Here is a 22,943-nt window from a genome sequence, read left to right as displayed (position 1 = left end):
CGCGCTCGAACGATGCGTGGGCCACGTCCCCTCGCCCCGCAAGCGGGGAGAGGGTTAGGGTGAGGGGCCATCTTTGACGTTCATGGTTTCAGTTAGCGTCTGCCCCTCATCTGCCTGCCGGCATCTTCTCCCCGTTTTGACGGGGAGAAGAGATGTGTGGCTGCGGTTGCATTCGCCTCGTCAACGTCGCAGCATAAGCTTCTTCTGCCCAGAGGCGGGCAGCCTCGGAGCGGAGGGTGCATGCGAGGGCCAAACGAGACGAGAACGGAGAGGGCGCGGACGCTACGCCAGGCGGATAACGATGCCGAACGTCTGTTGTGGCGAGAACTGCGAGGACGACGGTTGAACGGGCTGAAGTTCGTGCGTCAACTGCCAATCGATCGCTATTTCGCGGATTTTGCCTGCCGGGAGGTTCGCCTTGTCGTGGAGGTGGACGGTCATCAACATGTGGGCAGCGACTATGACCGGGTGCGGAACGCGCAGATGGCTGCCAATGGCTGGACCGTTGCCCGCTTCTGGAACAGTCATGTCCTGCATGAGATGCGGTCGGTTCTGGAAACCATCGTGGCGATTGCCGAAGGGCGTCTCAACGAACCGGTGGTCTCGATCGATCTGACGCTCGTGCTGGCATCCTAGCCGCAGGCCTCCCAAAGGCATTCTGACCTGGTGATCGCATCGGCTCCCCGCCACAGCGCAGACGCCGCGGCAAATGGCGCAAAACGCGGGGCGCGGGTTGCCCTTGGCATGCGAGGGAGATAAACACCGTGCCACCGCCCCACAGGAGCCTGATCATGAGCGATACATCCGCCAACGACGTCTTCTTCAACCGGTCTCTCGCCGATAGCGATCCGGATATTTTCGGTGCGATCGAGAAGGAGTTGGGTCGCCAGCGCCACGAGATCGAGCTGATCGCTTCCGAGAACATCGTCTCGCGCGCCGTGCTCGAAGCCCAGGGCTCGATCATGACGAACAAATATGCCGAGGGCTATCCGGGCAAGCGCTATTACGGTGGCTGCCAGTTCGTCGATATTGCCGAGAACCTCGCGATCGAGCGCGCCAAGCAGCTGTTCGGCGTCAACTTCGCCAATGTGCAGCCCAATTCTGGTTCGCAGATGAACCAGGCGGTGTTCCTGGCGCTGCTGCAGCCGGGCGATACCTTCATGGGTCTCGATCTCAACTCCGGGGGACACCTGACGCACGGATCGCCGGTCAACATGTCCGGCAAGTGGTTCAACGTCGTGTCCTACGGCGTACGCGAGGAAGACCATCTTCTCGACATGGATGCGGTCGCCGAAAGCGCGCGCAAGCACAAGCCCAAGCTGATCATCGCCGGCGGCACCGCCTATTCCCGTATCTGGGACTGGAAGCGCTTCCGCGAGATCGCCGACGATGTCGGCGCATGGCTGATGGTCGACATGGCCCATATCGCCGGTCTGGTCGCCGGTGGCCAGCACCCGTCGCCGTTCCCGCATTGCCACGTCGCCACCACGACGACGCACAAGTCGCTCCGTGGCCCGCGCGGCGGCATGATCCTGACCAACGACGAGGATCTGGCAAAGAAGTTCAACTCGGCCGTCTTCCCCGGCCTTCAGGGCGGCCCGTTGATGCATGTCATCGCCGCCAAGGCGGTTGCCTTCGGCGAGGCGCTGAAGCCCGAGTTCAAGGACTACGCCGCACAGATCGTCAAGAACGCCAAGGCGCTGTCGCAGACGCTGGTCGATGGCGGTCTCGACATCGTCTCCGGCGGCACGGACAACCACCTGATGCTGGTCGATCTTCGCAAGAAGAACGCGACGGGCAAGCGGGCGGAAGCCGCACTCGGCCGCGCCTACATCACCTGCAACAAGAACGGCATCCCCTTCGATCCGGAAAAGCCCTTCGTCACCTCCGGCGTGCGCCTGGGCACACCGGCCGGTACGACGCGCGGCTTCAAGGAGGCCGAGTTCCGTGAAATCGGCAACCTGATCGTCGAAACGCTCGACGGCCTGAAGGTCGCCAATTCCGACGAGGGCAATGCGGCCGTGGAAGCCGGCGTGCGCGAAAAGGTCGTGGCGCTGACGGGCCGCTTCCCGATGTACGGCTACCTGTAAGGCTGGCACGGCATGCGCTGCCCCTTTTGCGGATCGGAAGACAGTCAGGTCAAGGATTCCAGACCTGCGGAAGACGGGGCGGCCATTCGCCGCCGCCGGATCTGTCCGGATTGCGGCGGGCGCTTCACGACGTTCGAGCGCGTGCAGCTGCGCGAGCTCATGGTGCTGAAGAAGACCGGTCGGAAGGCGCCTTTCGACCGGGAGAAGCTCATGCGCTCGTTCGAGATCGCCCTGCGCAAGCGGCCGGTGGAACGCGAGCGGATCGAGCGCGCTGTTTCCGGCATCGTCCGGCGGCTGGAAAGTTCGGGCGAGAGCGAGATCGCCTCCGAGGAAATCGGCCTGCAGGTGCTGGAAGCGCTGAAGGGCCTCGATGACGTCGCCTTCGTGCGCTACGCCTCCGTCTATCGCGATTTCTCGCATGCGGAGGATTTCGAGAAGGTGATGGCGGAGCTCTCCGCCAAGATCGCCCGCGATCCCGGCGCCTGACGGAAAGCCGCAGCCATGACGCTCCCGAACGACACGCCCGCCGATCTTGCCGCCGCCGATGTGCGAGGCGCAAGCGGCGCGGACTCCGGACATGTCGGCGGTGCGGAGGCGGACGCCCGGCTGATGGCGGAGGCGATCGCGGTCGGAGCGAGACATCTCGGTCTGACCGGCAGCAATCCCTCGGTCGGCTGCGTGATCGTGCGGGACGACGGCGCAGGGCCGCGCCTCATTGCCGAGGCCGTGACCGCGCCCGGCGGTCGCCCGCATGCGGAAACGCAGGCGCTGGCGCAGGCCGGGGAGGCGGCCCGCGGTGCCACCGCCTATGTCACGCTCGAACCCTGCTCCCATCATGGTCACACGCCACCCTGTGCGGATGCGTTGATCCGCGCCGGCATCGCCCGCGTCGTCGTCTCGGTCGTGGATCCCGATCCACGCGTCTCCGGCCGCGGCATCGCCATGCTGCGCGAGGCGGGCATCGCCGTGGAAACGGGGGTGCTGGAAGCGACAGGCGAGCGCGCGCTTAAAGCCTATCTGACGCGCAAGCGCCTCGGCCGCCCGCATGTCACGCTGAAGCTTGCCCTTTCGCGCGACGGCATGATCGGCGCACACACGCTGCCGCCCGGTCGCGGGCAGGTGGCGATCACAGGGCCGGACAGCCGGACCTACGTCCAGCATCTGCGCGCCCGCTCGGACGCGATCCTCGTCGGCATCGGCACAGCTGTTGCCGACGATCCGGATCTGACCGTGCGTCTGCCCGGTCTCGAGGATCGCTCGCCCGTTCGCATCGTGCTGGACGCAAACCTGCGGCTTTCGCCCGACAGCCGGCTCGCCCGCACGGCCGCCCGCGTTCCCGTCATCGTCGTCGCCGGCGTTCTGTCGGCAGACGGGGGCGATCGGGATGTCCACGCGCGTCAGGCCCGGGCCGACGCCTTGTCGGCGCTCGGCGTCGAAGTGCTCGAATGGGATCCGCGTCGGCTCGATCTGCTGCTGCCGGCGCTGGCCAGCCGCGGCCTGTCCTCGCTTCTGGTGGAAGGAGGCGCGCGCACCGCAGCCTCGTTCCTCGATGCCGGCATGGTCGATCGCCTGCTGCTCTTCACCGGATCGCCGACCATCGGTGCCGACGGCATCGCGTCGCCTGTGAAGCCCGGTCTTGTACCCGCGCCATTCGTACATACGTCTGGCGAGGCCTTCGGGCCCGACCATCTGGATATTTACGAGAGGACAGCCTGATGTTCACCGGCATCGTGACGGATATTGGCAAGGTCGAGCGCGTGACGCCGCTCGATGAGGGCGTCCGGCTGCGGGTTGCGACGGCCTATGATCCCTCCACCATCGATATCGGCGCCTCCATCTCCCATTCCGGCGTCTGCCTCACCGTGACGGCCTTGCCGGAAAAGGGCGCCAATGAACGCTGGTTCGAGGTCGAAGCCTGGGAAGAGGCCCTGCGGCTGACGACGATCGCCGGCTGGTCCGCCGGTACGCATGTCAATCTCGAGCGGGCCCTGAAGATCGGCGACGAGCTGGGTGGCCACATCGTGTCCGGCCATATCGACGGCACGGCCGAGATCCTCTCGGTGGAAGCGGAAGGCGAGGCGACGCGGTTCCGTCTCAATGCGCCCGAGCATCTCGCCCGCTTCGTCGCGCCCAAGGGCTCCGTCGCGCTCGACGGGACGTCGCTCACGGTCAACGCCGTCAACGGCACGGAATTCGACGTGCTCCTGATCCGCCACTCTCTGGAGGTCACCACCTGGGGCGACCGGAAGGCCGGCGACCGCGTCAACTTCGAAGTGGACACGATGGCGCGCTATGCCGCGCGGCTGGCCGATTTTCCGTCAAAGGGCGTCTGACGCCGTCGCAAGGCGTGGCCTATCGTTCGCAGAGAACGACCTGCGCACCGTGGTAGACGGTGCGGGCCGTCTCGTGGAAGCCGAGCTTGGCGGCCACGCGCAGGGACGCGACATTGCCGAGATCGATGAGGCAGGTGCGGCGGGCCTTGGGATAGGTTCGCTCCGCCCATGCCAGGGCGGCGGACACGGCCTCGGTGGCATAACCCCGCCCGTGGGCCGCGGGCGACAGCGCCCAGCCGGTCTCCATCGTTCCCTCGATCGAGGGCTGGAGGACGCGGTGCAGGTCGTGAAAGCCGGCCTCGCCGATGAAAGCGCCGCTCTCCCTGTCCTGCAACGCAAAAAATCCGAAGCCGAAATAGTGCCACATGCCGACCTGCCGCAGAAACCGCGTCCAGGCTTGCTCGCGCGAGAACGGCACGCCGCCGATGAAGCGCACGACCTGCGGATCGGCGAAGAGATCGGCATAGGCGGAGAAGTCGTCGCGGCGATAGGGGCGGAGGATGAGGCGGGTGGTCTCGAGCGTGGGAACGGTGTGCATGACACCTTCCTTAAACGCGAATCGCGCCCACCGCAAAGCAGCCCTGCGCGCCGCTGATCGGAAAAGGCTTGCCATTCCAGCCCTGCCATGGTTTTACCCGTGCCTCTGCCGGCAATGCGACCGGCGATTTCCACAGTCCCGACTGCCTCCATTTCCAGACAGGTGAACCGATGGCCGAGAGCGTCAAGCCCCATATCCTCATCGTCGAGGCCCGCTTCTACGACGACATGGCAGATGCGCTGCTCGACGGCGCGACCTCCGCGCTGAACGACGCCGGCGCCACCTACGACGTCGTGACCGTTCCCGGCGCGCTCGAAATCCCCGGTGCGATCGCCATGGCCCTCGACGGCATCGACGCCGGCGCCACCGAATATGACGGCTTCGTCGCGCTCGGCATGGTCATCCGCGGCGAGACCTACCATTTCGACATCGTCGCCAACGAGAGCTGCCGCGCCATCATGGACCTGACCGTGAGCGAGAGCCTCGCCATCGGCAACGGCATCCTGACCGTCGAAAACGACGAGCAGGGCTGGGTCCGCGCCCGCAAGTCCGAAGGCGACAAAGGCGGCTTCGCCGCACGCGCAGCCCTGACCATGATCGCCCTGAAAGCCAAGCTCGGAGGCGAACAGTGAACACGCCGAACGAACAGACGCCGCCGGTCAAGCAGGCGAACCAGCGTGGCGCCGCCCGTCTCGCCGCCGTGCAGGCCCTCTACCAGATGGATGTCGGCGGCACCGGCGTGCTGGAGATCGTCGCCGAATACGAGACGCATCGCCTCGGGCAGGAAATCGACGGCGATACATACCTGAAGGCCGATGCCTCCTGGTTCCGCTCGATCGTCTCCGGCGTCGTGCGCGACCAGCGCAAGCTCGATCCGCTGATCGGCGCGGCACTGCAGGACGACTGGGCGCTGTCCCGTCTCGATTCGACCGTGCGCGCCATCCTGCGCGCCGGCACGTTCGAGCTGACCGAGCGCAAGGACGTGCCCGTCGCCGTCATCGTCACCGAATATGTCGAGATCGCCCGCGCCTTCTTCGAGGAAGACGAACCCAAGCTCGTCAACGCCGTCCTCGACCGGATCGCGCGTCAGTTCAGGACGGACGTGCGGAAGTAGCCTTCAATCCTGGAAAAGCTCGGCATGGGTCCCGGCACGGACGAAAACAACCATGCCGGCTTTTCCGGCGTCCTCGCACCGATAGATCAAAAGGAAGTCGCCGCCGATATGGCATTCGCGGTGTCCAGACCATGACCCTTTCAAGGGGTGGTCCAGCCATTCCGGGCCGAGCGGTTCGTCATTGGCGATGAGCAGGAGCATGGCGTCCTTCAGTCGCGGCATGTCATAGCGGCCCGAGCGCGACAGGCGCTCCCAGTCCTTCAGAAAAGCCTTGGTATAATCGGATGTTCTCGGCGGTCCCGCGCGCTTACTGGCGGCTGGCTTTTTCGATGTCGTTCACCAGGTCGTCGGCAGTGGCGAAACGCGCCGCGCGGGTTCGAACGATGTCCTCGGCCTCCTTCATGGCCGCAAGCGTATCGGCGTTCGGAACTCTGAGTTCCAGCGGAAAGGCCTGGTCGGCGACGACCCGGCGAAGAAACAGACGCACGGCATCCGACACCGACATCCCAATGGCATCCAGTGCGGCTGTCGCCTTCTCTTTCGTTTCATCGTCGATTCGCACGTGTAGCATCGAAGTGCGGGCTGTCATGGCGGCATCTCCTGTTTTCCTAAAATGTATCTCATTTGAGATACAGTCAAGAGGACGAGATTGCTGAGCAGTGTTGAGCGCCTTGCGAAAGCAGGCTTGTTACGCTTTCCCGGCGGACGTCTTCGGGCGTCCGCCCTTGGTGCCGTTTGCGCGGCTTGCGGAGAGTTTCGTCGGCGCGGCGTTGAGTCTTCATGAAGGATTTCGTGCCGAAGCAGGCTGGGCTGCCTTGCGGACGAAGCGCTGTTCAATGACCTCTTCGCCCCACTGCCGGCCGGGCTGTTCGTCCACCAGCCGAAAGCCGTTGGCCTCGTAGAGGTGGCGTGCCGCGTCCAGTCCGCGGAATGTCCAGAGATGCGTTTCGGCAAAGCCCGTGCGGTCGCAGAAGGACAGGGCGTCGCGCAGCAGGCGGCGGCCGGTGCCACCGCCGCGTTGTCCCTCATCGACGATGAACCAGCGCAGATGGGCAAGGCCTTCGCCCAGATCCTCGCCATCGATCGCCACGGTGCCGACGATCCTCCCGCTTTCCACGGCCGACCAGAACCCGTTGACCGGCCTCTCCAGTCTTTGGACGAAGCTGGCCAGTCCCGCCGCGACCTGTGCCTCGAAATAGGCGCCGAAGCCGACGCGGCGATAGAAGGCTGCATGCATCTCGGTCGATCTGCCGATACTGCCGGATCGGTAGCCGCTTTCGATCGTGATGGCGGGGCGATCGCTGTCGCCCGCATCGGTCCTGCCGGCATGAAGCGCATCCGTGTAGGTGCGAAGGCCGGCCAGCACCGTTTCGCGGCCCACACCGGGAAGCCGGGTCAACGCGGCGGACACCTGAGACGTGGCGAAGGCGTGGATCGCGGCAACGGTGTCCTGTCCCTGCGCCGTCAGGGTCAGGCATTTCGCGCGGCCGTCGCCGCTGCTGCTCTCCTCCCTGACCTCTCCCGCATCGACAAGTTTGCGCACGAGGCGGCTGATGCTCGATTTTTCCAGTCCGAGCGCCGTGCAGAGGCTGCCGGCCGTTAGGGATGGAGAAGCCTCGATCTCGATCAGGGCATGCACGGCGGACGGTGCCAGATTCGTGCCGGCGAGCGTCGGCTCGAGGAAACCGAGTTCCCGCACGAGACGACGGGATGCGTCGCGGATCGAGAGGATCGTCTCGTCGGACTGTGAGGGTCGCATCACGTCCTCCCATTTGGTTGCGCCATGCAACTATCTATCATGAGATTGCCCCGTGTCAAAGACGGGGCCACCGAGGAAGCTCAACGAGCCATCCGGCTTCGGTCGCGGCCATCGCGCCCGCGATCCCCGCTTGACCTTGCCGATTCTCCGCCGCACTCTTCACTCCGGCCCGGTGGCGCGAGGAGGCGGTGCGGGGCGGGGACGGGATCGGCAAGGCAGTGTGCGGCGCGGGTCTCAAAAGGAGGAAACAGACGACATGATTGTTCTACTGGGCGTAATTCTTTGCGGACTGGTTTCGGTGGCCTATGCCATCTGGGCAACGCGGTCCGTGCTGGCTGCCGATCAGGGCAATGCCCGCATGCAGGAGATCGCAGGCTATATTCGCGAGGGGGCGCAGGCCTATCTTGCGCGGCAATACCTCACCATCGCCATCGTCGGCGCCATCGTCTTCGTCGCAGCCTGGCTGCTTCTTTCGGGCACGGCCGCCATCGGCTTTCTGCTCGGCGCGGTTCTCTCGGGCGCGGCCGGCTTCATCGGCATGCATGTCTCCGTGCGGGCCAACGTGCGCACGGCGCAGGCGGCGTCGGTCAGCCTCTCGGCCGGCCTCGATATCGCCTTCAAGTCCGGGGCGATCACCGGCATGCTCGTGGCCGGTCTCGCGCTGCTCGGCGTCTCCCTTTATTACCTCATTCTCACAGCCGGGCTCGGCCATGCCCCCGGCGACCGCGAGGTGATCGATGCGCTGGTCTCGCTCGGCTTCGGCGCGTCGCTGATTTCGATCTTCGCGCGGCTGGGCGGCGGCATCTTCACCAAGGGCGCGGATGTCGGCGGCGATCTCGTCGGCAAGGTCGAGGCCGGCATTCCCGAGGACGATCCGCGCAACCCGGCCACCATCGCCGACAATGTCGGCGACAACGTCGGCGATTGCGCCGGCATGGCGGCCGACCTGTTCGAGACCTATGCCGTCTCGATCGTCGCGACCATGGTGCTGGCGGCCATCTTCTTTGCCGGCAGCGCGGCGCTGGCCACCACCATGGTCTATCCGCTCGCCATCTGCGGCACCTGCATCATCACGTCGATCATCGGCACCTTCTTCGTGAAGCTCGGCTCCAACGGCTCGATCATGGGCGCGCTCTATCGCGGTCTCATCGTCACCGGCCTGCTGTCGATCGTCGGTCTCGCTTTGGCGACGACCGTTACCATCGGCTGGGGCGTCATCGGCACGGTCGATGGCAAGGAGATCACCGGCACGAGCCTGTTCGTCTGCGGGATCCTCGGTCTGGTCGTGACCGCGCTGATCGTCGTCATCACCGAATACTACACCGGCACCAACAAGCGTCCGGTCAATTCCATCGCTCAGGCCTCCGTCAGCGGCCATGGCACCAATGTCATCCAGGGGCTGGCGGTCTCGCTTGAATCGACGGCGCTTCCCGCCATCGTCATCGTCGGCGGCATCATCACGACCTACCAGCTCGCCGGCCTGTTCGGCACCGGCATCGCCGTCACCGCCATGCTCGGCATCGCCGGCATGATCGTGGCGCTCGACGCGTTCGGTCCGGTGACTGACAATGCCGGCGGGATCGCCGAGATGGCGCATTTGCCGCCGGAGGTCCGCAAGTCCACCGACGCGCTGGACGCCGTCGGCAACACGACGAAGGCGGTCACCAAGGGCTATGCGATCGGCTCGGCCGGTCTCGGTGCCCTGGTGCTGTTCGCAGCCTACGCCAATGACCTCAAATACTTCGCCGCCAATGGCGACAAGTATCCTTACTACGCCGATGTCGGGGTGATCTCCTTCGACCTTTCCAACCCCTATGTCGTCGCCGGGCTGATCTTCGGCGGCATGATCCCCTACCTGTTCGGCGGTATCGCCATGACGGCGGTCGGCCGGGCGGCCGGCTCGGTGGTGGAGGAGGTCCGCCGGCAGTTTCGCGAGAAGCCGGGCATCATGGCCGGCACGGACAAGCCAGACTACGGCCGGGCGGTGGATATGCTGACCAAAGCGGCGATCCGCGAGATGATCGTGCCGTCGCTGCTCCCGGTTCTCGCGCCCGTCGTCGTCTATTTCGGCGTGCTCGCCATCTCGGGCTCCAAGGCCTCGGCCTTTGCCGCCCTCGGCGCGTCGCTTCTGGGCGTCATCGTCAACGGGCTCTTCGTCGCGATCTCTATGACCTCCGGCGGCGGTGCCTGGGACAATGCCAAGAAGAGCTTCGAGGATGGTTTCGTCGACAAGGACGGGCAACGTCACCTGAAGGGCTCGGACGCGCACAAGGCCTCCGTCACCGGCGATACGGTGGGCGATCCCTACAAGGACACGGCAGGTCCGGCCGTGAACCCGGCGATCAAGATCACCAACATCGTGGCGCTGCTGCTGCTCGCCGTCCTCGCCTGAGCCGGCTTGCGGTCAATCGGACCGGAAGCCGCGCGTGAGCTGCATGACGGCAAAAAGAAACCCGCAGTGCCCTCGGCGCTGCGGGTTTGTCGTGTCGCCCCCGGTCTGTCGACGGGGGGAAGGAGATAAGGCTCAGAGGCCGCCGCTGTTGCCGCTGCCCGAGAGAACAGACCGCGCCAGGCCCTTGCCGATGCCGTTGCCGGTCAGAAGCTGGCTGAGGAAGGTGAGTTCCTTGCCGCCCGTCGGCGTGGTGCGGGAGATCATGTCGAAGACCTTGCCGTCCTTCTGCGTGTAGTGCGCGAGCTGGGACACGGTGCCGTCCTTGTCGAAATAGACGGCGAGAATGCTCTGGTCGATCAGCTTCGGCTTCATGAAGGCGACCGGGCGGCGGCGCTTCTGCGAGATGTAGTAGAACACCTCGTTGTCGAAGGTCGCGGTGGTGGAGGGTGTGCCGAGCGAGAGCAGCACCTGCTCACGGCTGGAGCCGACGGGCACCAGGGCCAGCGTCTCCTGATCGACCACATAGCCCTGATTATAGGTCTGCGACACGGTGAACAGATCACCCGAACTCTGGCATCCGGCGAGAAGGCCGGCGCAGAGGGTGACGGCGAGGCCTGTCCGGTTCAGAAACTGCATGTCGGACTTGAAAAAACGTCTCGTCAACGACATCTCCCTTGAAGATACGCCGGCAGATGCGCCATTGCTTTTCGTGCCTGCTTCGGTAAACCAGCTTCCGCGATCATGCAACAAGACGATGCGCGTGCCCCCGGTGTTTCAGCGTGTTTGAAGCGGGGAAAGTTGGGCTTAATGATGTTTTTCGGGCTGTTCGGCAAAAAAAACGGCAATGCCGCCATCGTCGCCCGTCAGTACGATCTCCTGACGGCGGCAGCGCGGCAGCCTGTGCTCTATGAGAGCATGGATGTGCCCGATACCGTGATGGGCCGGTTCGAAATGGTCTCGGCCGTGCTGATTCTGTACTTCCGCCGCACGCGGGCGTCGGCCCGGGCCGGGCAGGAGATCGCGCAGGAAATCGTGGACGCCTTCTTCGAGGATGTCGATCACTCGATCCGCGAACTCGGCGTCGGGGATGTCGGTGTGCCCAAACGCATGAAGAAACTGGCCTCCATGTTCTATGGCCGGCTGGAAAGCTACGCCGCAGCGCTCGACCAGGGCGACCGGCCGGCGCTGGAGGCCGCGCTTCGGCGCAATTTCCACCCGAAGGCCGAGGGGCAGGCGCCCGCGATGGCCGCCCTTGCCGCCTATATGATGTCGGCCGAGGCGGCGCTGACCGCGACCGGCGAGGATCAGGTCGAGACGGGCGCGCTTGCGATCCCCGCGCCTGAGGCCCTGCCGATGGCGGAAACCTCGACAGAACGAGACGCGAGACAAAGGAACGACCTGTGATGCCCGACGACGTCCCCGCCTATTCCCATCCGGTCAAGGTCGGCACCCTTTCCGCCAGCCTGACGAACCTGCGTCTCGAGGCCGATGCCGAGGCGCTGGAAGCGCTGGCGCGGCAGTGGAGCGTGACGGAGGTCCGCAGCCTCAAGGCCGACCTGCAGATCGCCCGCTGGAAGAAGGACGGCGTGCGCGTCAAGGGCCGCGTGACGGCGGATCTGGTGCAGGAATGCGTGGTGACGCTGGAGCCGGTGGAAAGCCACATCGACGAGCCGGTGGAAGCGACCTTCGTGCCGGACGGATCGAAGCTCGCCCGCGCGCTGACCGTCGAGGCCGCGGAAACGGTGGTCGATCCCGATGGTCCGGATGCGCCCGACATCTTCATCGGCGATACGATCGACATCGGCCAGACGGTGGCCGAGCACGCGGCCATGGCCATCGACCCCTACCCGAAAAAGCCGGGCGCGGCCTTTCCGGGGCACATCGAAAGCACCGAGAAGGACGACAAGCGCCCGAACCCGTTTGCAGCCCTGAAGGACTGGAAGAAAGACTGAAGACACGGCGACGGACGCCAATTTCCGGGTTTTTCAGGTATGACTTATGGAAAAACAGGCGTTTTGGCGGAAAACCGGCGGCCGGAACCGCGGGATCGGCTCGCATTCCCCGGCGCGAACGGTTAAGGACCACAGCGTGTCGCCATGCGCGATCGCCGGCGCGATCCGCAGCGGGCGGGCAGGCGGGCACGAAACGGACAGCAGGATAGGAAACACGTGGTCAGAATTTCCCTCGATCTGATGGGCGGCGATCATGGTCCGCAGGTCATCATCCCCGGCGCGGCCAAGGCGCTCGAGCGGCATCCGGACATCCGATTCGTGCTGTACGGTCTGGAGGCGGAATGCCTGCCGATCCTCGACAAGTACCCGAAGGTCAAGGCGGCGAGCACCTTCCACGCCTGCGAACTCGCCATCGCCATGGACGAAAAGCCGAGCCAGGCGCTGCGCCGCGGCCGCGGCAAGGCCTCCATGTGGCAGGCGATCGACGCGATCAACCGCGATGAGGCCGACGTCGTCGTCTCCGCCGGCAACACCGGCGCGCTGATGGCCATGTCCGTTTTCTGCCTGCGCACCATGGCGGGCATCCAGCGTCCCGCGATCGCGGCGATCTGGCCGACGGTCAAGGGCGAGAGCATCGTGCTCGATGTCGGCGCGACGATCGGTGCCGACGCCCAGCAGCTGATGGACTTCGCCCTGATGGGCGGCGCCATGGCGCGGGCGCTGTTCGAGATGGACCGCCCGACGATCGGTCTCCTGAATGTCGGCGTGGAGGAGATGAAGGGGCAGGAAGACGTCAGGGAAGCCGGCCGGCTGATCCGCGAGGCCAATCTCGACGGCATCGACTATTTCGGCTTCGTGGAAGGCGACGATATCGGTCGCGGCACTGTGGATGTCGTGGTCACCGAGGGCTTTTCCGGCAATATCGCGCTGAAGGCGGCCGAGGGCACCGCCCGCCAGATCGCGGAATATCTGCGCGCGGCCATGTCCCGTACTCTTTTGGCCAAGATCGGCTATATACTGGCGAAAGGCGCCTTCGACCGCCTGCGCGAGAAGATGGACCCGCGCAAGGTCAATGGCGGCGTATTCCTCGGCCTCAACGGCGTGGTGATCAAGAGCCATGGCGGCGCGGATGCCGAAGGTTTTGCAGCGGCGATCGATGTCGGCTACGACATGGTCCGCAATGGTTTGAAAGCCAAGATCGAGACCGACTTGGACAAATACCGCGCGACCCGGGCCCCCGAAGGGGCGCCGACGGGTACCGGTGATGAGGTTTGACAAAGACATGATCCGTTCTGTGGTTCGCGGGTTCGGGGCAGCGCTTCCGAAACAAGTGGTGACCAACCGTGACCTGGAGGCGAGGGTCGACACGACCGACGAGTGGATCGTGCAGCGCACCGGCATCCGTCAGCGGTACATCGCCGGCGAAGGCGAGACGACGGCATCGCTCGGCGAAGCCGCCGCGCGCGCAGCCCTCGACCGCGCGGGCCTGACGCCGGCCGATATCGACGTCATCATTCTCGCGACCTCGACGCCGGACAATACGTTTCCCGCCAGCGCCGTCAACATTCAGGCGCGGCTCGGCATGCATCACGGGGCAGCCTTCGACATGCAGGCGGTGTGCTCCGGCTTCGTCTATGCCATGGCGACGGCCGATGCCTATATCCGCGGCGGCCTGGCGCGCCGCGTCCTCGTCATCGGGGCGGAGACGTTCTCCCGAATCATCGACTGGAACGACCGCACCACCTGTGTGCTCTTCGGCGACGGTGCCGGCGCCCTGGTGCTGGAGGCGGGCGAAGGCGACGGCACGACGGCGGATCGCGGCATCCTCACGTCGCACCTGCGCTCCGACGGTGCCCATCGCGAAAAGCTCTATGTGGACGGCGGCCCATCGACCACCGGAACGGTCGGCCATCTGCGCATGGAAGGCCGCGAGGTCTTCAAACATGCCGTGGGCATGATCACCGACGTGATCGAGCAGGCCTTCGACGCCACGGGCACGACGGCCGACGACATCGACTGGCTGGTGCCCCACCAGGCCAACCGGCGCATCATCGACGGCTCTGCGAAGAAGCTCGGCATTCCCCCGGAAAAGGTCGTCATCACCGTCGATCTCCACGGCAACACCTCGGCCGCCTCCATTCCGCTCGCACTGAACGAGGCGGCGTCCGACGGGCGCATCAAGCAGGGCGATCTCGTCCTGCTCGAAGCCATGGGCGGCGGTTTCACCTGGGGCTCCGTCCTCCTTCGCTGGTAGAGGAAAAGCAAGGGCGCGCCGTGAGATGAAAAGCGTGGGGAATGAAGCGCTTGACCCACGTGACCAACGGCAATACTCTTCGCCGCAATCGATATTCCAGAACATCGGTGGGGGATCATGAGCGGTAAAACGGTAACGAGAGCAGACCTCGCCGAGGCTGTTTTTCGCAAGGTCGGCCTGTCGCGCACCGAGTCCGCCGAACTGGTCGAAACGGTCATCGACGAGATCTGCAACGCCATCGTGCGCGGGGAAAGCGTCAAGCTCTCCTCATTTGCCACCTTTCAGGTGCGCGACAAGAACGAGCGCATCGGCCGCAACCCGAAGACGGGCGAGGAGGTGCCGATCTCGCCGCGCCGCGTCATGACCTTCAAGGCCTCCAACGTGCTGAAGCAGCGCGTGCTCAAGGCCCATCTGGCGCGCAAGGCCAAGCAGAAGCCGGCCGCACCGGCGCCGTGACGCGTCTCCCTGCCGGCGCGGCTTGCCGCACCCGAATGCGCGCATCTGTCTTTTCCGGTTGAAAACCCCGGCCTAAGCCGTTGAAAGACGGCCCGATTGTGCGATCATGGTCGCCAGAGCGGATCGTTGTCCCGAATCGGGACGCGGCAGCACCCGGCCACGGCCTTCAAAGCTCGTGGCGCACTTGGCGTGATTGAGGACGATATGGACAAGAGCCCGGATGCGTTTCGCACGATCAGCGAAGTCGCCGACGATCTCGACCTGCCGCAGCACGTGCTGCGCTTCTGGGAAACGCGATTCGTCCAGATCAAGCCGATGAAGCGGGGCGGGGGGCGGCGCTATTACCGTCCCGAGGATGTGGACCTGCTGAAGGGCATCCGCCATCTGCTCTACGATCACGGCTACACCATCAAGGGCGTGCAGAAGCTCCTGAAGATGAACGGCAACAAGTTCGTTGCGGCCATCGCCAGCGGCGACCTCGCCACCGTCGAGGCACTGGCCGCGGCCAGCAACGACGAAGCGCCGTCGCAGCAGCAGCCCAAGGTCGGCATGCCCGACGAAGACCAGATCGTCGGCCGCGCCAAACTCCCCACCAGCCGCCGCTTCTTCTCCTTCGGCAACGGCACCGACGACGCGCCCGACATCTCCGTCGGCAAGACCTCCGTCAACAAGGAAGACCGCGCTTTGCTGCAGGAAGCGCTCTATGACCTGCTGGAGTGCAAGCGCTTGCTGGATCAGGTGCGGTAGGTCGAGCATCTGTCGGCTCGGAGCAATCCCTCGCGTCGCTGCGATGATGCTCCCGACAGTCAAGCGCCAAACCTCGATGACGATTGCCGCTTGGCCGGCGATGCCAGGCCGAGATGGGAGAGCGTGAGCGGCAGAACGCGCTGGGTTCGGGCCTTCTCTCGAGACGGTCTGCAATGCCCGTGAAGTCTTGGCTGTTGACCGAAAACAGAAAAGGCTCCCGAAGGAGCCTCTTTCAAAAACAACAACCATTTCAGGTGTTGATGGTCGGAATGGCCGGATTCGAACCGACGACCCCTTGACCCCCAGTCAAGTGCGCTACCGGGCTGCGCTACATTCCGTTCCGAGGGAAGCCGTATATTCTCAGGCTTGCTGGTGCAAGGGGAAAATGGGCCGGGTTCGAGAAAATGGTGGATGGGGCTCGACCTTGCCGGGTGTCCGCGCGCGACGGTGGCGTGATGAAGGGGATAGCGGATCACCAGTCGCGCTATTGTGATGGTTCTCCGGCAGCCCGGCATATTGTTTCGCTTGCTTCGCGTTCTAATTTCCTCCCGACGGAAGGAGACATCCATGAAGAAACTCATCATTGCATTCGTGTCGCTCGTCACGGCGTTTTCCGGCATCGGGCCCGTCAGCGCCATGCCCCTGGCGAAAATCGAGCCGGTCCAGACGAGAAACGACGTCCAGCAGGTGCGCGACAGGGTCATCATCCGCCGCCACGGGCGTGGCGACTGGAACCGTGGTCACTGGCGTGGCCACCGCGGCGACTGGCGCGGCGATCGGGCGTTTCGCACGCTGAACGGCCACCGCGATTGGCGTGGCAACCGCGGCTATCGCTATGATCGCCGTTACCGCGACCGTTACTATCGCGACGGCTACTACGGCGATCGCGGCGTCGGTCTGGCGCTGGGCGGTCTTGCCGCCGGCGCCATCCTCGGCGGCGCGCTCAATGCACCGCCGCGCTACGTCCGTCCGGGCTATACGCGCGCCTATGGCGGCAGTTCGCATGTCGCCTGGTGCCAGGCCCGTTATCGTTCGTATCGCGCCTACGACAATAGCTACCAGCCCTATAACGGTCCGCGTCGCCTCTGCAATTCGCCGTACTGAGCGGATAGCTCGCGAGCGCGAGCCGTTCGCCATGACCAGCAAACGCCTGCCGCATCCGCGGCGGGCGTTTTGCGTGTTTGGGAATGCGGAGGTCGGGGGCGCGGCATCGCAGAGGCGGACGGTCCGCCTCCTGCAGTCGTCAGCGTCGGGTGCCGAGCATCTTGTAGACGGCTTCCGTCTTGTCGATCATGACATCGAGCGCAAAGCGGGCACGGGCGTGGTCGGCCGCCGCGCGGAAGGCGTGATACTTCGCAGGCTCGGCGAGGGTGACCATGGCGCTGGCGAGTTTCGTCGCGTCCCCGTCATTGGGCACGATGATGCCGGTCGCACCTTCCTCCACCGCGGTCGTCGCACCGCCGACGGCGGTGGAAATGATCGGCCGGCCGGCGGCGGCAGCCTCCAGCATCACGTAGGACATGGCTTCGTAGCGGCTCGGCATGACCAGGCAGTCGAACGCGGGAATAGCCTGCGGGCCCGAGAAGGCGGATGTCAGGTGGATGCGGCTCTGCAGGCCGCTCGCGGCGATGGCGGCGCGCACGGGCGCGTCCTGTTCGCCGAAACCGATCATGATGAGGTGGGCTTCCGGCAGCTTCGACGCGGCATGGCGGAAGGCCTCGATTAGGCGCTCGGGCGCCTTCTGGTGCGACAGCCGGCCGACGAAGCCGAAGACGAAGGTTTCCGGCGTGATGCCGAAGCTCGCCCGCACCGTCATCGCCATGTCCTTCACGGGCTGCGAAACGCCGTTGACGATCACCGACATCCGGTTTTCCGGGATGCCGAGCGCCACGGCATGGCGATACTCGTCTTCCGAGACGCAGATAAGGTGATCGGTCAGAAACCGGCCGAGAAAGGCCTCGACCGAGCCGAACAGCTTGCGGCCGCTGGAGCCGAGCGTCGGGTCCATGGTGCGGAAGGCATGCGGCGTGTAGATGCGCGGCACGTGCCGTCCGGGCAGGCGCAGGCGCGCCAGCGCCCCTGCCTTGGAACTGTGGCCATGGACGATATCGAAACCGCCCCGCGAGACGATGCGGTTCAGCTTCTTCCACGAGGCGATATCGGCGCGGCCCGGCGAGCGCGTCATCTCCACCTTGTGGATGGCGGGAAGGCCGAGCGACTTCAGCTCGCGCACGAAGCTTTCCTCGGCGCGCAGCGGGGAGAAGACGGCTTCAACGCGATGCCCGCGCCGCGACAGGCCGTGGCAGAGGTCGAGGAAGTGACGGCCTGAACCGCCGCCGGACGGCTCCAGCACCTGCAGGATCGACAGCGAGGCGCGATCCGCATCGGTTTCCGGCCGTCCGGCATGACCGGTTGCCGGCGTCGCCGATCCGTCTGGCCTGTCGCTCGCCTGCATCTCGGTCGCCTTCGTTTCCGTCGTCGCGGTCGGAGTTGTCATGAGGTTCGATCGCGGTGGCGTGTCAGGCCGCTGCGCCTTCTGAAGTCGTCTGGTACGGGCTCTGTGCCTGCGATCGTCTGCTGTAGCGGTATTCGAGCGCGCCGCAACCCCAGATGATGCCGAGAAGCAGGTAGAAATGGCGCCAGTGATCCGTATCGATCACATTTCCGATACCGACATGCCCGAGCAGCACGATCCACGCGATCATCATATAGGGTTGCCACGGCCGTTCCAGCAGCATGAAGCGGAAGCCGATGGAAAGCGTCCAGACGATCAGCGTCACATAGGAGACGAAGCCGAGCCAGCCGTAGGAGGTCAGGGTCTTCAGCCAGATATTGTGTTCGTCCTCGGGGAAGATCTTGGAGAACATCATGGGTCCGATGCCGAGCGGCTTTTCCATGGACATCAGGAAGCCGATGCGATGGCGCTCGAAACGACCGAGGTGGCCGCCGTCATAGTCCTGGACGAGCTGGGTGCGGTTCGAAAACAGGTCGGCGACCTGGGGAATCTGCAGCGCTACCACCAGCGCCGTCACCATGAGGATGACCCCGCCGAGCGCGATGACGAAGATCTTCAGACGGAAGGCGCCGGTCCGCTCCTTCAGCAGCATGATGAAGACGAGCATGCAGGCGGAGAAGAGATAGAGCGCCCAGGCCGCGCGCGAGAAGGACAGGAACAGGCCGAATGCCATGACGAGAATGCCGAGCGCCCGCAGCGGCAGGTCGATCAGCCGGCCCTTCAGCACCCCGTGGATGAGAAAGAGCGACGGGGCGACGAGGAAAGGGCCGAAGACGTTCGGATCCTGGAAGGCGCCCATGGCACGGTCGTAGCGTGTGAACGCCTCGCCGCCGGGAATGGCGCCGAAATAGCCGAGGATGCCGAGCGTGGCCGTACCGATGCCGGCGCCGACCCAGGCGCGGAACATGAGCTTCAGCCGCTCGTGCCGCGCCTCGATGATGGCGGCGTAGAAGATCGAGGTGATTGCGAGAAATCCCGAGATCGCCATGTACATCGGCGCGACGTCGAGGTCCTCCATGACGGTCAGCGACATCAGGCCGCCCGTCATGAAGAGCATCAGGAGCGTGAAGAGCGGCGCCGTGGAGCGCGAGATGCGCAGGCCACAGAACGCCCAGACCCCGATGAGAGCCGCGACGAACAGCTCGTGCGGCGCTGGCTCGACGATGACGAAGCCCTGAAGGAACACGCCGAAGGCGACCGCCGCCGAGCCGATGAGCCCGAACGCGGCCAGCTGCGGCCGGAACACGCCGGCAGGGGCGACGATCGCGCTCAATATGCGTTTTCCGTGTTGAGGAGGCGGATGGGCGTGAGGAACAGGATTTTCAGGTCGAACCAGAGCGACCAGTTCTCGATATAGTGCAGGTCGAAGGCGGTCCGGAACCGGATCTTCTCGTCATTGTCGATCTCGCCGCGCCAGCCGTTGATCTGCGCCCAGCCGGTGACGCCGGGCTTGACCCGGTGGCGGGCGAAGTAGCCTTCGACGACATCGCTGTAGTTCCGGTCGGCCGTCTGTGCCGCGACGGCGTGGGGGCGGGGGCCGACGAGCGACAGCTGTCCGCGCAGCACGTTGAAGATCTGCGGCAGTTCGTCGATGGAGGACTTGCGCAGGAAGCGGCCGACGGGGGTCACGCGCGGATCGCCCTTCGTCACCGCATTACGGGCGCTCGGGTCGCTCATTTCGGTGTACATGGAGCGAAATTTGTAGACCTCGATCTGCTCGTTGTTGAAGCCGTGGCGCATCTGCTTGAAGATAATCGGGCCCGGAGAGGTCAGCTTCACGGCGAGCGCCGCGCCGATGAAGACGGGCCACAGAAGCACGAGCGCCACGATGCTGAAGACGACGTCGAAGATGCGCTTGGCAACCGAGTCCCAGTCGGCGATCGGCTTGTCGAAGATGTCGAGCATCGGCACCTGGCCGACATGGGAATAGCTGCGCGGCCGGAAGCGGAGGTTGGCGGCATGGGCGGCCAGCCGGATGTCCACGGGCAGGATCCAGAGTTTCTTCAGAAGATCGAGAATGCGGCGCTCGGCCGACAGAGGCAGCGCGATGATCAGCATGTCGATGCGGGCGAGGCGGGCGAAATCGATGAGTTCGGCAAAGGTGCCGAGCTTGGGATATCCGGCAATGATGTTGGGCGAGCGGCGCTCGTCGCGGTCGTCGAAAATGCCGCAGATGCGGATGTCGTTGTCGGTCTGCTGCTCGAGGACGCGGATGAGGTCCTTGGCCGGCTGGCCGCCGCCGACGATGACGACGCGGCGCTCCATCATGCCGTTGCGCGCCCAGCGCCGGATGGAGAAGGCGATGATGGCGCGCTCGATCAGGAGAAAGGTCGTGCCGGCGAGAAACCAGATGCCGAAGGACAGGCGGGAATAGGCATTGCCGGTCTTCAGGAAGAACATGACGATGGTGATGACACCGAAGCCGAGCGTCCAGGCGCCCAGAAGGCGCGGCAGGGCCCGCGGTACCGAGCGCAGGATGGGGATCTGGTAGCCGTCGGAGAACTGCAGGAAGACGACCGTCAGCGCCGAACTGGCGGCGAGCATGACGCAATACTCGACCCAGCGGCCGTATTCCGGTGCCACGTAGAGGCTGTTGATGATGTAGCCGATGATGAAGAGGGCGGCGAATTCGAAGAGGCGCAGACAGCCGAGCACCATGGTGGGCGAATAGGTGTCGGTGCGGAACTGCGCCGCGATCCGCCGCGCCAGCGGGTTGAGCTCCTTGCGCGGCTCGACCGGGCGCACCTCGTCGCGCGAAATCGTCCGGATTTCGGAGATCTGGCGGCGAAGGGCCTCGGGGTCGAAGGTTTCCGGCTTGTCGATCTGGTTCATGATGCTGCCCATCCTGCCGTTGGCTCGCAAAGACTTAGCAGGGAGGGCCTAAGAAACGTTTACGGCAGGGACCGCAATGCGACCCGTTTTGAAATGGGTTAAGGGAAATAACCCTGCGCGTTCAACACGGTGCCATGAAAAGGCATCGACGGGGGCGGTGGCGGCCGGCCAGGCTGTCGGGGCTTAGGCGCCCGTGTCGCCCGCCAGTCGCCGGTAGAGCCGCATCATCGAGGCGGCCATGGTCGTCGAGGAAAAGGTCGCCTTGAACGCCTCGGGCTCCGGCATGGTGCGCTCGGCCCAGCCTTCTTCCGTCAAGGCGCGGTGCATGATGCCGGCCAGCGACTGCGCGTCGTTGGGTTCGGCGAGCGCGGCGCTGTCGGCACCCAGGATTTCCGGTGTTCCCCCGACGCGTGCGGCGATGACGGGTCGGCCGGCCGCAACGGCCTCCAGCACGATATACGGCATCGACTCGGCCCGCGACGGCACGACGACGAAGCGTGCGCGGGCAAAGGCCTCCCGTGCGGGCATGGCGGGCGCCATGCCGATGCGCTGCCCGAGCCCGCGATGGAGTTTCATGCGCAGATAGTCGTCCTGCTGCGGCCCGTCGCCGATCATCATGGCGCTGAGCGGCCGGCCGGCAAGGCGCTCCGTGCGGCCCAGCGCATCGATGAAGATGTCGGGCCCCTTCATGTCGCGCAGCATGCCGATATAGAGAAAATTGACCGCATCCGGGTCCGGGACGACGGGGACGAACTCGGCATCCTCGACACCGTTGTAGATCGTCTCCGCCGGCGGGCGGGGATGGCCGACCTTCGCCTCGTAGGTTCGCCGCTCGAAATCGCAGACGAAGACGAGCGCGTCCGTCGCATGTTCCTGAAAGCGTTCGAGCGCGAGAATGCCCTTTCCCCGCAGCGTCCTACCGTCATAGTGCAGGCTGCCGCCGTGGGGGGAGTAGAGCCGCGCGACGCGGGACCCGTTGATCCGCAGCACCGTGCCGATGGTGCGGGTGAGGGCGCCGCCCTTGGCGCCGTGGCCGTGAAGGATGTCGGGCCGGAGCTGGCGCAGCTCCTTGTAGCTCGTCCAGAGCGCCCGGGCATCCGAAGGGCCGATGGACCGCCGGATCGGCAGCCGCACGAGCCCGAGCGCCAGATGGGGCTGGATCTCCTCGAACAGGCGTTCCTCGTGTGCGCCACCCGTGGAGCTGTCGCAGAGAATGCCGACATGGTGGCCTTCCGCCGCATGGGCGGCCGCGAGATCGCGCACATGGCGGAAGATGCCGCCCACCGGCGAGCGGAAGCAGTGAATGATGCGCAGGGGTCTGGCGTGCGAGAGGGGCTCTGCCGGCATTGGCGTTCGTGGCATGGGCTCAGAACAACCGTTCGCGAACATAGACGGTGTCGCCCGCCATGATCGGATCGGAGATCGAGACGCGGCCGGTGATGATGCGACCGTTGATCTTGCGGGTGACATCCACCGTGCGCTGGTTGGCGCGGGGCGAGAAGCCGCCGGCGACCGCGATGGCGTTCTGCACCGTCATGCCGGGCACGTAGGAATACTGGCCCGACTGGCCGACTTCGCCCATGATGAAGACGGAGCGGTAGCGATCGACCTCGATCGTGACGTCGGGATCGCGCAGGTAGCCGGCGCGCAGCTTCTGCGCGATCATGGTTTCCATCTCGCTCAGCGTGTGGCCGCGCGAGGGGACCGAGCCGATGAGCGGGAAGGCGACATAGCCGGCCTGATCGACGGTATAGGAACCGGTAAGGCCCGCCTGCTCGAAAACGCTGATGCGCAGGCGGTCGCCGCTGTCCAGCCGGTAGGGCTGAATGGTGGCTTCGCTGAAGGCGCGGGGCGCGGGCTCGTAGCTGCTGCACCCGGCCATCGTGATCGACAGCAGGGCGATACCCAAGGCCAGACCTGACTTCAATCGTGCGAAGGTCATGCGATTCTCGCGTCTCAAG

General features: G+C 65.2%; 24 protein-coding genes, 1 tRNA gene and 1 pseudogene. 15 read left to right on the top strand and 11 right to left on the bottom strand.

Annotated elements, in window-relative coordinates:
• The first annotated feature begins 240 nt into the window (after window positions 1-240).
• The 5 genes from LRX75_RS07545 (at window position 241) to LRX75_RS07525 (ending at window position 4,423) form a co-directional block, all read left to right on the top strand.
• Complete coding sequence (locus tag LRX75_RS07545; protein ID WP_231813190.1) at window positions 241-636, top strand: endonuclease domain-containing protein; 396 nt, start codon at window positions 241-243, stop codon at window positions 634-636.
• 155 nt (window positions 637-791) lie between these two features.
• The gene (gene glyA / locus LRX75_RS07540; protein WP_231813188.1) at window positions 792-2,090 is read left to right on the top strand and encodes a serine hydroxymethyltransferase; all 1,299 of its coding nucleotides are present in this window, start codon (window positions 792-794) and stop codon (window positions 2,088-2,090) included.
• A gap of 12 nt (window positions 2,091-2,102) precedes the next feature.
• A complete protein-coding gene (gene nrdR / locus LRX75_RS07535) occupies window positions 2,103-2,576 on the top strand; it encodes a transcriptional regulator NrdR (protein ID WP_110726391.1) in 474 nt (157 codons plus the stop codon).
• 15 nt (window positions 2,577-2,591) lie between these two features.
• Window positions 2,592-3,806, top strand: a complete 1,215-nt coding sequence (ribD, locus tag LRX75_RS07530; RefSeq protein WP_269456105.1) for a bifunctional diaminohydroxyphosphoribosylaminopyrimidine deaminase/5-amino-6-(5-phosphoribosylamino)uracil reductase RibD — start codon at window positions 2,592-2,594, stop codon at window positions 3,804-3,806.
• Window positions 3,806-4,423 (top strand): riboflavin synthase, encoded by a 618-nt coding sequence (locus tag LRX75_RS07525; RefSeq protein ID WP_231813186.1) that lies wholly within the window; start codon window positions 3,806-3,808, stop codon window positions 4,421-4,423. Before ribD ends, LRX75_RS07525 begins: the two co-directional genes overlap by 1 nt.
• Window positions 4,424-4,442: 19 nt before the next feature.
• Here the strand turns inward: LRX75_RS07525 and LRX75_RS07520 are convergent, their stop codons facing one another.
• Window positions 4,443-4,961, bottom strand: coding sequence for a GNAT family N-acetyltransferase (locus LRX75_RS07520; protein ID WP_231813184.1), 519 nt, complete (start codon window positions 4,959-4,961; stop codon window positions 4,443-4,445).
• Window positions 4,962-5,131: 170 nt separating this feature from the next.
• Here LRX75_RS07520 and ribH point away from each other — a divergent pair, with 170 nt between their 5' ends.
• Complete coding sequence (gene ribH / locus LRX75_RS07515) at window positions 5,132-5,593, top strand: 6,7-dimethyl-8-ribityllumazine synthase (protein ID WP_231813182.1); 462 nt, start codon at window positions 5,132-5,134, stop codon at window positions 5,591-5,593.
• Entirely contained in the window at window positions 5,590-6,075 is a 486-nt protein-coding gene (gene nusB, locus LRX75_RS07510) for a transcription antitermination factor NusB (protein WP_231813180.1), read from the top strand. The genes ribH and nusB overlap by 4 nt, the downstream gene beginning before the upstream one ends.
• 3 nt (window positions 6,076-6,078) lie before the next feature.
• Here nusB and LRX75_RS07505 read toward each other — a convergent pair.
• The 3 genes and pseudogenes from LRX75_RS07505 to LRX75_RS07495 all read right to left on the bottom strand — a co-directional run.
• Window positions 6,079-6,351 (bottom strand): annotated as a pseudogene (locus LRX75_RS07505) (type II toxin-antitoxin system YafQ family toxin); the annotation flags it as partial.
• A 31-nt stretch (window positions 6,352-6,382) separates the two neighbouring features.
• Entirely contained in the window at window positions 6,383-6,664 is a 282-nt protein-coding gene (locus tag LRX75_RS07500; RefSeq protein ID WP_231813178.1) for a type II toxin-antitoxin system RelB/DinJ family antitoxin, read from the bottom strand.
• Window positions 6,665-6,853: 189 nt separating this feature from the next.
• Complete coding sequence (locus tag LRX75_RS07495; protein WP_231813176.1) at window positions 6,854-7,834, bottom strand: bifunctional helix-turn-helix transcriptional regulator/GNAT family N-acetyltransferase; 981 nt, start codon at window positions 7,832-7,834, stop codon at window positions 6,854-6,856.
• A gap of 256 nt (window positions 7,835-8,090) precedes the next feature.
• Here LRX75_RS07495 and LRX75_RS07490 point away from each other — a divergent pair, with 256 nt between their 5' ends.
• Window positions 8,091-10,226, top strand: a complete 2,136-nt coding sequence (locus LRX75_RS07490) for a sodium-translocating pyrophosphatase (RefSeq protein ID WP_231813174.1) — start codon at window positions 8,091-8,093, stop codon at window positions 10,224-10,226.
• 132 nt (window positions 10,227-10,358) lie between these two features.
• On the opposite strand, the gene LRX75_RS07485 is transcribed toward LRX75_RS07490, so the two are convergent.
• Window positions 10,359-10,895 (bottom strand): outer membrane protein assembly factor BamE, encoded by a 537-nt coding sequence (locus tag LRX75_RS07485; RefSeq protein ID WP_420851167.1) that lies wholly within the window; start codon window positions 10,893-10,895, stop codon window positions 10,359-10,361.
• A 141-nt stretch (window positions 10,896-11,036) separates the two neighbouring features.
• On the opposite strand from LRX75_RS07485, the gene LRX75_RS07480 reads away from it, so the two are divergent.
• The 6 genes from LRX75_RS07480 to LRX75_RS07455 all read left to right on the top strand — a co-directional run bounded on the left by LRX75_RS07480 (window position 11,037) and on the right by LRX75_RS07455 (window position 15,635).
• On the top strand, window positions 11,037-11,630 hold the full coding sequence (locus LRX75_RS07480; RefSeq protein WP_231813455.1) for a ubiquinol-cytochrome C chaperone family protein: 594 nt from the start codon (window positions 11,037-11,039) through the stop codon (window positions 11,628-11,630).
• Window positions 11,630-12,178, top strand: coding sequence for a YceD family protein (locus tag LRX75_RS07475; RefSeq protein ID WP_231813170.1), 549 nt, complete (start codon window positions 11,630-11,632; stop codon window positions 12,176-12,178). Before LRX75_RS07480 ends, LRX75_RS07475 begins: the two co-directional genes overlap by 1 nt.
• Before the next feature lie 216 nt (window positions 12,179-12,394).
• A complete protein-coding gene (gene plsX, locus LRX75_RS07470) occupies window positions 12,395-13,453 on the top strand; it encodes a phosphate acyltransferase PlsX (protein ID WP_231813168.1) in 1,059 nt (352 codons plus the stop codon).
• Between the two features lie 7 nt (window positions 13,454-13,460).
• Complete coding sequence (locus tag LRX75_RS07465; protein WP_231813166.1) at window positions 13,461-14,432, top strand: beta-ketoacyl-ACP synthase III; 972 nt, start codon at window positions 13,461-13,463, stop codon at window positions 14,430-14,432.
• Between the two features lie 117 nt (window positions 14,433-14,549).
• Complete coding sequence (locus LRX75_RS07460) at window positions 14,550-14,888, top strand: integration host factor subunit alpha (protein ID WP_062468629.1); 339 nt, start codon at window positions 14,550-14,552, stop codon at window positions 14,886-14,888.
• A gap of 204 nt (window positions 14,889-15,092) precedes the next feature.
• Window positions 15,093-15,635 carry a MerR family transcriptional regulator gene (locus tag LRX75_RS07455; protein ID WP_231813164.1) on the top strand — a complete coding sequence of 181 codons (543 nt, stop codon included), beginning with the start codon at window positions 15,093-15,095 and terminating at the stop codon, window positions 15,633-15,635.
• 261 nt (window positions 15,636-15,896) lie between these two features.
• Here LRX75_RS07455 and LRX75_RS07450 read toward each other — a convergent pair.
• Window positions 15,897-15,973, bottom strand: a tRNA-Pro gene (locus tag LRX75_RS07450).
• A 229-nt stretch (window positions 15,974-16,202) separates the two neighbouring features.
• Here LRX75_RS07450 and LRX75_RS07445 point away from each other — a divergent pair.
• A complete protein-coding gene (locus tag LRX75_RS07445; RefSeq protein WP_231813162.1) occupies window positions 16,203-16,739 on the top strand; it encodes a BA14K family protein in 537 nt (178 codons plus the stop codon).
• A gap of 139 nt (window positions 16,740-16,878) precedes the next feature.
• Here LRX75_RS07445 and LRX75_RS07440 read toward each other — a convergent pair whose 3' ends face one another.
• The 5 genes from LRX75_RS07440 to LRX75_RS07420 all read right to left on the bottom strand — a co-directional run bounded on the left by LRX75_RS07440 (window position 16,879) and on the right by LRX75_RS07420 (window position 22,864).
• Window positions 16,879-18,132: a glycosyltransferase family 4 protein gene (locus tag LRX75_RS07440; RefSeq protein WP_231813160.1), complete on the bottom strand. Its 1,254-nt coding sequence runs from the start codon at window positions 18,130-18,132 to the stop codon at window positions 16,879-16,881.
• Window positions 18,133-18,154: 22 nt separating this feature from the next.
• On the bottom strand, window positions 18,155-19,423 hold the full coding sequence (locus LRX75_RS07435) for an O-antigen ligase family protein (protein WP_231813158.1): 1,269 nt from the start codon (window positions 19,421-19,423) through the stop codon (window positions 18,155-18,157).
• Window positions 19,420-20,982 carry an undecaprenyl-phosphate glucose phosphotransferase gene (locus LRX75_RS07430; protein ID WP_231813156.1) on the bottom strand — a complete coding sequence of 521 codons (1,563 nt, stop codon included), beginning with the start codon at window positions 20,980-20,982 and terminating at the stop codon, window positions 19,420-19,422. Before LRX75_RS07430 ends, LRX75_RS07435 begins: the two co-directional genes overlap by 4 nt.
• Window positions 20,983-21,165: 183 nt before the next feature.
• Window positions 21,166-22,329, bottom strand: coding sequence for a glycosyltransferase family 4 protein (locus tag LRX75_RS07425; RefSeq protein WP_231813154.1), 1,164 nt, complete (start codon window positions 22,327-22,329; stop codon window positions 21,166-21,168).
• Between the two features lie 19 nt (window positions 22,330-22,348).
• Window positions 22,349-22,864: a polysaccharide biosynthesis/export family protein gene (locus LRX75_RS07420; RefSeq protein WP_420851172.1), complete on the bottom strand. Its 516-nt coding sequence runs from the start codon at window positions 22,862-22,864 to the stop codon at window positions 22,349-22,351.
• Between the last annotated feature and the right edge of the window lie 79 nt (window positions 22,865-22,943).

Origin of the sequence: Rhizobium quercicola (genome assembly GCF_021168455.1) — a bacterium.
GTDB lineage: Bacteria > Pseudomonadota > Alphaproteobacteria > Rhizobiales > Rhizobiaceae > Ferranicluibacter > Ferranicluibacter quercicola.
This window is presented reverse-complemented; position numbering and strand designations above follow the sequence as displayed.

Bases quoted from the DNA above. Each gene is read 5' to 3' on its own strand.
- LRX75_RS07545 (WP_231813190.1), top strand. From the start codon at position 241: ATGCGAGGGCCAAACGAGACGAGAACGGAGAGGGCGCGGACGCTACGC.
- glyA (WP_231813188.1), top strand. From the start codon at position 792: ATGAGCGATACATCCGCCAACGACGTCTTCTTCAACCGGTCTCTCGCC.
- nrdR (WP_110726391.1), top strand. From the start codon at position 2,103: ATGCGCTGCCCCTTTTGCGGATCGGAAGACAGTCAGGTCAAGGATTCC.
- ribD (WP_269456105.1), top strand. From the start codon at position 2,592: ATGACGCTCCCGAACGACACGCCCGCCGATCTTGCCGCCGCCGATGTG.
- LRX75_RS07525 (WP_231813186.1), top strand. From the start codon at position 3,806: ATGTTCACCGGCATCGTGACGGATATTGGCAAGGTCGAGCGCGTGACG.
- LRX75_RS07520 (WP_231813184.1), bottom strand. From the start codon at position 4,961: ATGCACACCGTTCCCACGCTCGAGACCACCCGCCTCATCCTCCGCCCC.
- ribH (WP_231813182.1), top strand. From the start codon at position 5,132: ATGGCCGAGAGCGTCAAGCCCCATATCCTCATCGTCGAGGCCCGCTTC.
- LRX75_RS07500 (WP_231813178.1), bottom strand. From the start codon at position 6,664: ATGACAGCCCGCACTTCGATGCTACACGTGCGAATCGACGATGAAACG.
- LRX75_RS07495 (WP_231813176.1), bottom strand. From the start codon at position 7,834: ATGCGACCCTCACAGTCCGACGAGACGATCCTCTCGATCCGCGACGCA.
- LRX75_RS07490 (WP_231813174.1), top strand. From the start codon at position 8,091: ATGATTGTTCTACTGGGCGTAATTCTTTGCGGACTGGTTTCGGTGGCC.
- LRX75_RS07485 (WP_420851167.1), bottom strand. From the start codon at position 10,895: ATGTCGTTGACGAGACGTTTTTTCAAGTCCGACATGCAGTTTCTGAAC.
- LRX75_RS07480 (WP_231813455.1), top strand. From the start codon at position 11,037: ATGTTTTTCGGGCTGTTCGGCAAAAAAAACGGCAATGCCGCCATCGTC.
- LRX75_RS07475 (WP_231813170.1), top strand. From the start codon at position 11,630: ATGCCCGACGACGTCCCCGCCTATTCCCATCCGGTCAAGGTCGGCACC.
- LRX75_RS07465 (WP_231813166.1), top strand. From the start codon at position 13,461: ATGATCCGTTCTGTGGTTCGCGGGTTCGGGGCAGCGCTTCCGAAACAA.
- LRX75_RS07460 (WP_062468629.1), top strand. From the start codon at position 14,550: ATGAGCGGTAAAACGGTAACGAGAGCAGACCTCGCCGAGGCTGTTTTT.
- LRX75_RS07455 (WP_231813164.1), top strand. From the start codon at position 15,093: ATGGACAAGAGCCCGGATGCGTTTCGCACGATCAGCGAAGTCGCCGAC.
- LRX75_RS07445 (WP_231813162.1), top strand. From the start codon at position 16,203: ATGAAGAAACTCATCATTGCATTCGTGTCGCTCGTCACGGCGTTTTCC.
- LRX75_RS07440 (WP_231813160.1), bottom strand. From the start codon at position 18,132: ATGACAACTCCGACCGCGACGACGGAAACGAAGGCGACCGAGATGCAG.
- LRX75_RS07430 (WP_231813156.1), bottom strand. From the start codon at position 20,982: ATGAACCAGATCGACAAGCCGGAAACCTTCGACCCCGAGGCCCTTCGC.
- LRX75_RS07425 (WP_231813154.1), bottom strand. From the start codon at position 22,329: ATGCCGGCAGAGCCCCTCTCGCACGCCAGACCCCTGCGCATCATTCAC.
- LRX75_RS07420 (WP_420851172.1), bottom strand. From the start codon at position 22,864: ATGGCCGGGTGCAGCAGCTACGAGCCCGCGCCCCGCGCCTTCAGCGAA.